General features: G+C 54.5%; 8 protein-coding genes. 2 read left to right on the top strand and 6 right to left on the bottom strand.

All coding sequences use genetic code 11. The features are described 5' to 3' along the window. Positions 1 to 120 precede the first annotated feature (120 nt). Together lacNas_RS13955 and lacNas_RS13960 are read right to left on the bottom strand one after the other, a co-directional pair. The gene (locus lacNas_RS13955; protein ID WP_201331950.1) at positions 121 to 960 is read right to left on the bottom strand and encodes a hypothetical protein; all 840 of its coding nucleotides are present in this window, start codon (positions 958 to 960) and stop codon (positions 121 to 123) included. 299 nt (positions 961 to 1,259) lie between these two features. Continuing rightward, positions 1,260 to 2,882, bottom strand: a complete 1,623-nt coding sequence (locus tag lacNas_RS13960) for an ABC-F family ATP-binding cassette domain-containing protein (RefSeq protein WP_201331949.1) — start codon at positions 2,880 to 2,882, stop codon at positions 1,260 to 1,262. 178 nt (positions 2,883 to 3,060) lie between these two features. On the opposite strand from lacNas_RS13960, the gene lacNas_RS13965 reads away from it, so the two are divergent. Together lacNas_RS13965 and ppc are read left to right on the top strand one after the other, a co-directional pair. After that, the gene (locus lacNas_RS13965; protein WP_201331948.1) at positions 3,061 to 4,005 is read left to right on the top strand and encodes an AEC family transporter; all 945 of its coding nucleotides are present in this window, start codon (positions 3,061 to 3,063) and stop codon (positions 4,003 to 4,005) included. Between the two features lie 169 nt (positions 4,006 to 4,174). Further along, positions 4,175 to 6,904: a phosphoenolpyruvate carboxylase gene (ppc, locus tag lacNas_RS13970; RefSeq protein WP_201335838.1), complete on the top strand. Its 2,730-nt coding sequence runs from the start codon at positions 4,175 to 4,177 to the stop codon at positions 6,902 to 6,904. A gap of 91 nt (positions 6,905 to 6,995) precedes the next feature. On the opposite strand, the gene lacNas_RS13975 is transcribed toward ppc, so the two are convergent. The 4 genes from lacNas_RS13975 to lacNas_RS13990 all read right to left on the bottom strand — a co-directional run. Further along, entirely contained in the window at positions 6,996 to 8,141 is a 1,146-nt protein-coding gene (locus lacNas_RS13975) for a mannitol-1-phosphate 5-dehydrogenase (RefSeq protein WP_201331740.1), read from the bottom strand. A gap of 2 nt (positions 8,142 to 8,143) precedes the next feature. Continuing rightward, the gene (locus tag lacNas_RS13980) at positions 8,144 to 8,593 is read right to left on the bottom strand and encodes a PTS mannitol transporter subunit IIA (RefSeq protein WP_201331739.1); all 450 of its coding nucleotides are present in this window, start codon (positions 8,591 to 8,593) and stop codon (positions 8,144 to 8,146) included. A gap of 13 nt (positions 8,594 to 8,606) precedes the next feature. Next, positions 8,607 to 10,478: a PTS mannitol transporter subunit IIBC gene (locus tag lacNas_RS13985; protein WP_201331738.1), complete on the bottom strand. Its 1,872-nt coding sequence runs from the start codon at positions 10,476 to 10,478 to the stop codon at positions 8,607 to 8,609. A 160-nt stretch (positions 10,479 to 10,638) separates the two neighbouring features. Beyond that, a partial coding sequence (locus tag lacNas_RS13990; protein WP_201346962.1) for a PTS sugar transporter subunit IIA occupies positions 10,639 to 11,044 on the bottom strand: 406 nt, incomplete at its 5' end.

Here is an 11,044-nt window from a genome sequence, read left to right on the forward strand (position 1 = left end):
CCTGCGCTGGTCAATGCGGTTACCCCCTTGTTGGGATATCGGAATACCTGTGATGACGGCAATAAGAAAAATGTCTGTATCCATGTCTTTGGACATACGTAGTCAAAAATTACTATTTGGCTACATTGCACACATTTTTTGCAGCAGGTACAAGAGGACGCTGAAGAAGATGTCGATCACCACGGCAAAAAACAGCAGCAGCAGCGCTGCGGTAGACTGCCAGCCGCCTTTAGGGACAATGTTCAAAGTCCACCAGCAGGAACCGTAGGTGAAGGTGTAACCAACAGCCGCCTTGAGCTTTTCTCCCTTGCTTAAGGAAGATTCAACCTGGGTCTTCTTCTTGGTCAAGGGGGACTTGTTGGTATCGATGCTGTAGTCATAGCCCATCGCCGTCAGGCTCTTGAGCGTATGCTGGTACACATCCGGCAATTTGACGGTCATTATGACATAGCCCCAGAACTTGCCGCTCTTCAGGGTCACCGGGTTCATGACCACGACGCAGCGCTTGGCGCCGGGCAGGGACATCGGCCCGTAAATGACAGTTTTGTTTTTCTTTCTGACAAAGGTCAAGACCTGCTTGGCTTCCTTGACCTCCATCAAGTCGTTGGCCTTTTTCTGCTTTGACTGGTACGGGTAGGTGTTGGTGACGACGCCGTTGGGAACCAGCTCGATCAGGCTGATGTAGTCGCTTTTCAGCATTTTGGCATCATAAACGAATTCAGCGTTTGACACCTTGCCGTTTTCGGCAATCACGAGTTTTTCCATGACCTTGTTGCTGCTGGTGACATACTTGAAATCTCTCTTCAATTCAACGGCATATGCCTCAGCGATCCGGTAGGCCTTGCCCTTTTTGGCGGCAATTTCCTGTGCATAAAAAATCATCGTAATGACAATTGAAAGGGCCACAAAGCACAAGGTAAAGGTCAGCCAAATCGTTCTGTTCTTTAGGTTTAGTTTCATCGCACTCACCTTTGCAAAACAGTTCTTTTACCATGCTTATATATCTTAGTTTACCACGCCTGCCGGGCCCGCCTATAAGAACCGCTTTTTATACTGTAAATATTTCTGTTTTTTGTCTTTGTTTTGTTAAGTCTGCCGCTGCTTATGCCGAAATTTCAGTCTTGCCCACTTAAATATTTTTAGTGGAATCTGCTGGTTTACGTTTTGCAAGCAGTCGGCACTTGACGACGAAGCCGCCTCATAGCAAAAAGAGCTCATCCGCCCCCAAGACGGATAAGCTCTTTTTTGCTTGACTGCTTTTAGTAGATCTTTTCGACCTGTTCCTGCACCGTCGGGTGGGCCAGGAAGTCGTCGTAGCTGATGTCGGCCCGGGCCACTACGCCCTTTGGTCCGACTTCGATGATGTGGTTGGCGATCGTCTGAATGAATTCGTGGTCATGCGAGGTGAAGAGAATGGAGCCTGGGTAGTTTTCCATGGCTTCGTTCAAGGCCGTGATGGATTCCAGGTCCAGGTGGTTGGTCGGGTCGTCCATCACCAGCACGTTGGCTGCTTCCAGCATCATTCTGGACAGCTGGCAGCGGACCTTTTCGCCCCCGGAAAGGACCTTGATCTGCTTGTTGATCTCATCGCCGCTGAAGAGCATCCGGCCCAAAAAGCCCCGCAGGAAGGTGTTGTCGTCGTGTTCCTTGTCGGCGTACTGGCGCAGCCAGTCCAGGATTGACAGCTCGTCATCGTCAAAGTTGGCGTTGAGGTCCCGGGACATGTAGTTAAAGGAAGTCGTCTGCCCCCAGGTAACCGTGCCGGTGTCAGGCTCCAGGCGGCCGGCGATGATTTCCATCAAAGCCGTCGTGGCCCGGGTGTTTCTGGACAGGAAGGCAACCTTGTCGCCCGGACGGACGATGAAGGATACGTTATCCAGAAGCTGCTCGTCGCCAGACTTGTAGGAAACGTTGTCCACTCTGAGCAGGTCGTTGCCCAAGTCCCGGTTCATCTCAAACTTGATGTAGGGGTACTTGCGGCTGGACGGCTTGATGTCGTCCAAGCTGATCTTGTCCAGCTGCTTCTTTCTGGAAGTGGCCTGCTTGGACTTGGAGGCGTTGGCAGAGAAGCGGGCGATAAATTCCTGCAGCTGCTTGATCTGCTCTTCCTTCTTGGCATTTTGCTGGCGGGCCAGTTCCGTGGCCAGCTTGCTGGATTCGTACCAGAAGTCGTAGTTGCCGACGTAGAGCTTGATCTGGCCGCGGTCGACGTCACACATCTGGGTGCAGACCTGGTTCAAGAAGTGCCGGTCGTGGGAAACGACCAAAACGATGTTTTCGTAGTCGGCCAGGAAGTTTTCCAGCCAGGCGGTCGTGTGCACGTCCAGACCGTTGGTCGGTTCGTCCAAAAGGAGGATGTCCGGGTTGCCGAAGAGGGCCTGGGCCAAAAGGACCTTAACCTTGTCGCTTTCTGCCAGTTCGCTCATCTGCTTTTGGTGCATGTCTTCCGGAATGCTCATGGACTGCAGGAGCTGGGAAGCGTCGGCTTCAGCGTTCCAGCCGTCCAGTTCGGCAAATTCCGTTTCCAGTTCAGCGGCCTTGACCCCGTCTTCTTCACTGAAGTCGGCCTTGGCGTAAAGAGCGTCGCGCTCCTTCATGACCTGGTAGAGCTTTTGGTGGCCTTGAATCACAGTTTCCATGACGGAAAAGTCTTCAAAGGCAAAGTGGTCCTGGTTCAGGCTGGACATTCTTTCGTTGGGCCCCATGCTGATCGAGCCCGTGGTCGGTTCCATTTTTCCTTCCAGCAGCTTCAAGAAAGTCGACTTGCCGGCCCCGTTGGCCCCGATGATGCCGTAGCAGTTTCCTGGCGTAAACTTAAGATTGACGTCGCTGTAAAGGGTCCGACTGCCGATTTGCAAACTTAAATCCGTTACTGTGATCAATAGCTGTTCCTCTGTTTCTTCAATTTTCTACTGTAAATATGACTAAATCAGTATAACAGGTTTGCTGCCGCTGCTCCAATCTTTTCGCCTTTTTTCTGGCCGCTTTTTTAAACTCATTTATTTTTAAGGGAAAATTGGCTTATAATTTTAAAAAAAGACTATTGATAGGAGTTTTCTTATGGCATTTTTCATCTCACTGGAACAGATCTGCATCATGTTCATCCTCATGGCCATCGGCTTCCTTTGCCGCAAAAAAGGCATGATCCACGAAGAGACCGGCAAGGACCTGACGGCCATTCTGGTCTATATCGTCGGCCCCTGCCTGATCATCAACGCCTTTGAGCGCCCTGCCAGCGCCAGCCTGGTCAAGGATTTCGGCCTCACCTTCCTGGCCGGATCGCTCAACTACTTGTTTCCGATTGCCTGCAGCCTGCTCCTGCTCAATCTGCCGCGCCTGAAAAATGATCCCGACAGACAGCTGATTGCTTTCGGGATGGTCTACAACAACTGCGGCTTCATCGGCATCCCCTTGATTCAAGCGCTGCTGGGCAGCAAGGGGACCTTCTTTGCCGTGCCTATCCTGGTTTTGAACAACATCTTCATCTGGTCGCACGGCATCGGCACCTTCAGAAAAAGACAGCCCCTGGCCGACACCCTGCGGACCGTCCTGCTCAACCCCAACATCATCGCTACCGCGATCGGCTTCGCCCTGTTCATCAGCGGCCTCAGCCTCCGCTTTCCCAGCGTGATCGACCGGTCGGTCAGCTACGTGGCCTCTTTGAACACGCCTTTGAGCATGATCGTCATCGGCTCCAACCTGGGCACCATCAAGGGCGACTTCTACAAAGACGGCAAGGCCTGGCTGATCTGCCTGCTGCGCAACTTCATCATGCCCGCCTGCATGAGCGTGATCCTGCTGCTGGTGCCGCTTTCCCACACGGCCTACCTGGCCGTGGTCATCATGGCCGCCGCCCCGGTTGCCGGCTTCATCGTCATGCTCAGCCTGCTGGCCGGCCGCCCGGTCGCTTTTCCCATGCGCTGTCTGTGCCTGTCGACGCTCATGTCCGTGGTCAGCGTGCCCTTGATCGTCATGCTGGCCAGCTGGCTCAAAGCCCTGGCATAGTTCCGCCTTACCCGCTGGAAGGCATATTTCAGCAAATCATTGTTCGACTTTTTAGAAAAAGTTCTCGAAATAAAGCCCAAAGCAATTCAATTTCACCTAAAAAAAGCGTATGATAGATAAAAAGCATTATTAAGCATTTAGCAATTCATATAGAAAGAGGAAGTTAAGCGTGACTGCTAAGAAATTAGAGAACAACAGTAACCACGCGGTTATTGCTGAAGAGGTCAAAATCCTGACCGACTTGCTCGACGAAAGCACCCGGAACTTGGTCGGCGACGATGAGTTCGCCAAGATCAAGAGCCTGGTCAAAATCGCCGCCAGCAACGATCACAGCCAATTGGAAAGCCAGATTGCCGGCTTGAGCAATCAAGAAATGATCATTGTGGCTCGCTACTTTGCGACTTTGCCTCTTTTGATCAACATCTCCGAAGACGTCGACCTGGCCAGCGAAGTCAACCTGCTGAACAATACCAAGCAGGACTACCTGGGCAAGATGGCTTCAACCGTTGATCTGGTAGCTGCTAAAGACAACGCCGCCGAAATCCTGCGCCATGTCAACGTGGTGCCGGTGCTGACGGCCCACCCGACCCAGGTGCAGCGCAAGACGATTCTGGAGTTGACCGACAAGATCCACAATCTGCTGCGCCGCTACCGCGACGTGCATGACGGCACCATCGACCGGGAAGAATGGACCGGCCAGCTGCGCCGCTACATCGAAATCATCATGCAGACGGACATCATCCGGGAAAAGAAGCTGAAGGTGGCCAACGAAATCAAGAACGTCATGGTCTATTACCCGAACTCCTTGATTCCGGCCATTACCAAGCTCACCGCCCGCTACAAGGAACTGGCCAAAGAAAGAGGGCTCAACGTCGACGGGGCAACCCCGATCACCATGGGGATGTGGATCGGCGGGGACCGGGACGGCAACCCTTACGTCACGGCTGAAACCCTGCGCCTGAGCGGCACGATTCAAAGCGAAGTCATCTTCGAATACTACGTCAAGGCCTTGAACGACCTCTACCGGACCGTATCCATCTCAACTTCCTACGTGCAGCCGACTCCGGAAGTAGCCGAGCTTGCCCGCCTTTCTGCCGACAACTCCCCGTTCAGAGAAAACGAGCCTTACCGCCGGGCCTTCTACTACCTGGAATCCCGCCTGGCCCACACGGAAATGGAACTGCTCTCCACCTTCTCCAAGGCAGCCGTCGTCACCAAAGAAGCCGCGCTTGCGGCTCCGGTCTACCCGGACGCTTACGCCTTCAAGCAGGACCTGGAAGCCATCAAGCGCTCGCTGGTCCAGAACCATGACCGGGCCGTTACCGGCGGCAGCTTCGACGAGCTTTTGGAAGCCATCGACGTCTTCGGCTTCCACCTGGCCACGATCGACATGCGCCAGGACTCCAGCGTCAACGAAGCCTGCGTGGCTGAGCTGCTCAAGAACGCAAAGATCTGCGACAACTACAGCGACCTGAGCGAAGAAGAAAAGATCCAGGTCCTGCTCAGCGAACTGAACAACGACCCGCGGAGCCTGCACTCTGCCAATGCTCCTCAGTCCGAGCTGCTGCAAAAGGAACTGAAGATCTACCAGACCGCCCGCCAGCTCAAGGACACCCTGGGCGAAAACGTGATCAAGCAGCACATCATTTCCCACACCGAAAGCATCTCCGACATGCTTGAAGAAGCAGTCATGCTGAAGGAATACGGCCTCCTTGACGCCGAAAAGGCCCGCGTGCAAGTCGTGCCTTTGTTTGAAACCGTGGAAGACCTGCAGAACTCCCGCGAAATCATGAAGCGCTACTTGAGCTTTGACATCGTCAAGCGCTGGGTCGCTTCCAAGGACAACTACCAGGAAATCATGCTGGGCTACTCTGACTCCAACAAGGACGGCGGCTACCTGGCCTCCTGCTGGAGCTTGTACAAGGCCCAGAAGGAACTGACGGCCATCGGCGAGGAACGCGGCATCAAGATCACCTTCATGCACGGCCGCGGCGGCACGGTTGGCCGCGGGGGCGGTCCTTCCTACGAAGCCATCACTTCCCAGCCGTTCGGCTCCATCAAGGACCGGATCCGGACTACTGAACAGGGCGAAATCATCCAAAACAAGTACGGCAACAAGGACGCGGCCTACTACAACCTGGAAATGCTGGTTTCCGCCGCTGTTGACCGGATGGTTTCCAAGCAGAAGGTCAGCCAGGACCACGTCCAGGACTTCACCTCTTCCATGGACGACATCGTGGCCGACAGCAACCGGATCTACCGCGAATTGGTCTTTGAGAACCCGCACTTCCACGACTACTTCTTCCAAGCTACGCCGATCAAGGAAGTTTCCAGCTTAAACATCGGCTCCCGGCCGGCAGCCAGAAAGAAGATCACGGAACTCTCCGGCCTGCGGGCCATTCCTTGGGTCTTCTCCTGGTCACAAAGCCGGGTGATGTTCCCTGGCTGGTACGGGGTGGGTTCAGCCTTCAAGCACTTCATCGATGCTGACCCGGACAACCTGAAGGAACTGCAGGAAATGTACCAGGGCTGGCCATTCTTCCACTCCCTGCTTTCCAATGTCGACATGGTCTTGTCCAAGTCCAACATGGAAATCGCCGAGAAATACGCCGGCCTTTGCGAGGACGAGGCAACCCGGTCAGTCTTTGACATCATCAAACGGGAATGGGAACTGACCAAGGAAGTCATCCTGCAGATCGAAGGCCACAGCAAGCTGCTGGAGGACAACCCGTCCCTGGAAAGCAGCCTGGACTACCGCCTGCCATACTTCAACGTCTTAAACTACATCCAGCTGGAGATGATCAAGCGGGGCCGGAAAGAAAAGCTCAGCGGCATCTATGAATCGATCATCCACATCACCATCAACGGGGTCGCTTCCGGCCTCCGTAATTCGGGCTGATGCACAAGCAATTTATCCAAAGAAAAAAGCATGTTTTTACAAACATGCTTTTTTTGTTGTTATAAGTTTTTGATTCGGATATGAGATTTTGTTAAGCGGCTGCCTTGATTGAAGCGCTGATTTCCTCAACCAGGTCCGGGTCGTCCTTGAGCCCGGTCGTTTCCAAAACGACTTCCTTGACCGGCTCGTCCTTGAGCATCTGCTGCAGCTTCTGGCTTTCAGCGTCAGCTGGCTCGTCGAAGTGGTAGATCTTGCCGACCGTTTCCAAAAGGGCGCTGTAGTCAAGCCCGCGGGCCTTCAGCTCTCTGATCGGCCGGATGAAGCGCTCGTCGTAGCCCAGCTTGCGGATCGGCGTCCGGCCTACCCGGGCGATGTCGTCGGAAATGTAAGGGTTCTTGAAGCGGTTGATTACCTGGGCGTGGTATTCTTCCAGCTCCTCCTTGCTGAAGTCCCACTTGGCCAAAAGCAGGGACCGGGTTTCAGCCAGAACGCGGGTTACCTGGTCAACGACCCGGTCGTCCTTGACGGCTTCCCCGATCGTTTCATAGCCCAGAGCCTTGCCCGTGTAAGCAACGGTGGCGTGGCCGGTGTTGACTGAGAACAGCTTTCTTTCAATGTATGGTTCCAAGTCCGGAGCGTAGTGGACGCCGGCCAGGTGAATCTGCGGATTCTTCATCTGGCTTTCGTCGATGACCCATTCCTTGAAGTCTTCGACTGAAACGAACAGCGGGTCTTCATTGTGCTGGATTGGCACGATCCGGTCGACGGCGGCGTTCGGGAAGCCGACGTACTTGTCGACTTCTTCCTTGTCAGCGTCAGTCAGGTGCTTGTACACTTCTTCTTTCAAAAATTGCGAGCCGCCGATCATGTTTTCGCAAGCCACGACGTCAAGCAGTTCGTGGTTTTCCTTGACTCTGGCGCTCAAGCCCTGGGCAATCAAAGGAGCGATGATCTTCAAGACTTTCGGGCCGATGGCGGTCGTGATCATGTTGGTCGTCTTGATGGCTTCGACAACTTTTTCCGGGTGCTTGGCATTGTTGATCCCCGTCACGTTGCTGATGTGGATCTTCTTTTGGCCGGGCGCGGCCAGCTGAATGTCGTATTCGCCCCGTTCTACCAAGGCGTCGATGATGGTTTCGTTGACGTCGACAAAATCAATTCCAAAACCGTTGGCTGCCAAAGTTTCGCCGATGAAACCGCGGCCAATGTTACCTGCACCAAAGTGTACTGCTCTCATTGTTAATTTTCTCCTACCTTGTCTAACAAACCAATAATTTCTTCTGGCGTCTGCGCGTCGGCTAATTTCGCGACGTTGGCCACGTCGCTGCAAAACAGGGCGATCTGGGACAGGAGCTGCAAGTGCTCATTGCCCAAACCGGCAATCCCGAAGACTACCGTCACCAACTTCTCCTGCTGGTCGTCCGGGTCGCTGAAGTCGACCCCCATCGGAATCTGCACCACTGAAATCCCCGTTTTCTTGATGTACTTTTTGCCCTCATCGGTGCCGTGGGGGATGGCAATGAAGTTGCCCATGTAGGTCGAAACGTCTTCATTGCGGGCGAGCATGGCATCGATGTATTCCGGCTCAACGCAGCCGTGGTCCACCAGCAGCTGGCCGGCCATGCGGATTGCTTCCTCACGGGTGGCCACGCTCTGGTTCAACTTGATCATTTCTTTTTCCAGTTTCATGCTTCTGCCTTCCTTACTTCAGCTTGTCGATCAAACCGCTGACCTCACCGGCCTTGAGCAGGTCGTCGACCGTCACTACATGGATCTGGTCGTAGCGGATTGCCAGGTTCTTGCCGGCCATTGCCGTCGCGATAACCAGGTGGCTTGGGTCATTGTCCAGTTCGTTGATTCTTACTGCCTTGACCGGCGTCTGCTTGCCGGCCTTCTGCATCTCGTCTTTAAAGAGGCTCGAAGCCATCGTTACCGTCCCGATGTGCTGGTCGTGACGGATGAAGTCGACTTCCTTGACCTTGGCAAAATCAATCCCGGCCAGGCTGCCAGCCTTCTTCTCCTGCTTTTCGCTCTTCTTCACCTGTTCGGCTTCCGGCGCGGTTTCACCGGCGGCCTTCAGGCGGGCGACCACTTGGTCGTATTTTGGCGTGCTGAGGAAGTTGCCGACGGAAACGTGCAAAGCGTTTGGCGTCTTTTCCTTGGCCCGTTCGGCCAGTTCTTCCTGGGTGATGACCAGCAGGCCCGGTTCGTCCTTCAAGTTGCGGACGGCCGTGTTGGTGACCGGCAGGTTCAAGCCGGCCTTCTTGACCTTGTCTCTCAAAAGCGATGCCCCCATCGCTGATGAGCCCATGCCCGCGTCGCAGGCAAAGATGATTCTTTGAACGTCCTTGTAGCTTTCAACCGTTTCAACGGCAGAAGCCCCGTTTTCTTCTTCAGCCAGGCCCTTGGATTCAGCCTTCATGGCTGCCATCTGCCCTTGGGCGGCTGCCAGGTCGCCGTCGGAACTCTTGTCCATCTTGTAGATGACGGCGGCAACGACAAAGGAAACCGCGGCTGAGCCGAGAACCCCGACAATGTTGCCGAAGTAGGCATCCTTAGCTGAAACCAGCAGAATGGCGATGATTGAGCCAGGGCTGGCAGCGGCAGTCAGCCCGCCGCCCAGAACGCTGAACAGGAAGGTCCCGGTAATCCCGCCGGCCATCGCGGCCAGAATCAGGATTGGCTTCATCAAAACATACGGGAAGTAAATTTCGTGCACCCCGCCAAGGAAGTGGACGATGATGGCACCTGGAGCGGAACTCTTGGCTGATCCCTTGCCAAAAAGGGCGCAGGCCAGCAGGATGCCCAGACCAGGACCAGGGTTGGATTCCATTAAGAAGAGGACTGACTTGCCGATCTTGGCGGCTTGCTGAATCCCCAGCGGAACCAGAACCCCGTTGCCGATCGCGTTGTTCAGGAACAGAACCTTGGCTGGTTCGATGACCAGGTTGGCCAGCGGCAGCAGGTTGTGAGCAATGATCCAGTCAACCCCGTTGGCAATCCAGATCGTGGAAACAACCAGGATAGGACCTACCAAAAAGTAGCTGAGGGCAACGAAGATCATCCCCATGATCCCTTGCGAGAAGTTGTTGTAGATCATTTCAAAGCCGGCCTTGACCTTGCTTTGGAAGGCCTGGTCAAACTTCTTCAAGCACCAGGCACTCAGCGGCCCCATGATCATGGCGCCCAGGAACATCGGGATCCCGGTGGAGTGGTTGGCTCCATACGGGTAGAGGGACGGATAAACGATCCCCTGGGCTACCGGCTTGGCCCACGGAAAGGCCAGCACGATCGTCCCGACGACGGAGATGGCGCCGACCACGCCCCCTCTTTCCTCATAGACGCTCTTGCCGCCCGTGTAGGCGATCAGAATTGGAATCATGAAGTACAGCATCGAGCTGGTAAAGCTGTTGATGTACTTGTTCGGGAACCAGCCATTCGGCGACATGAAGATCGCGGTCATGAAGCCCCAGGCAATGATGGCGCCGATGTTCGGCATGATCATGCCCGAAAGGAAGGTCCCGAATTTCTGGATCTTTGCCTTGACTGAGCTCTTGCTCTGCGTTTCAGACATTACTTTTCCTCCTAAACACTAAAAACTGTCTTTGCTTTCTCTACTTACTTAACTTTTACTTACATTTTTATCTTATTAAGAATTGTTTCCGCTTTCAAGCGCAAGAAAATAGAACTCTGGCACTAAAAACAATGCCAGAGTTCTATTTGTGATTTTTGCATTAGTTGCCGCGGGCCTGGTCCAGCAGCTGGGTCACCTGGCTCAGGTACTGCTGGGCAATGGCCGCCGCGATTTCTTGGCAGTTGCCCTCTTCAAACAGGCGCAGGGTCCGGTCGCTCATGACCAGGAAGCTGCTGATCATCCCCAGGACGCTGGCGCCTTCGGATGACAAATCTTCCGGGGCCAGCAAAAGCAGCTGCCGCTTGACCAGCACCTGGCTTTGGTCCATCGCCGTCATTGGCACGGGGTCCGTCAAGTCGTAGATGGCGAAAAAACACTTCTTGACCGCCTGCGTCCGCGCGTGCAGCAGGGCCAGGTGGCTGCCAGGCAGGCCCAAGGGCGCCAGGTCCAGCCGCTTTTGCAGGCGGGCGGCGATCCCGGCGCGGTCATTGACGTAGTCATCCGGT

The organism is Lactobacillus nasalidis, assembly GCF_016587775.1.
In the GTDB taxonomy this organism is placed as follows: domain Bacteria; phylum Bacillota; class Bacilli; order Lactobacillales; family Lactobacillaceae; genus Lactobacillus; species Lactobacillus nasalidis.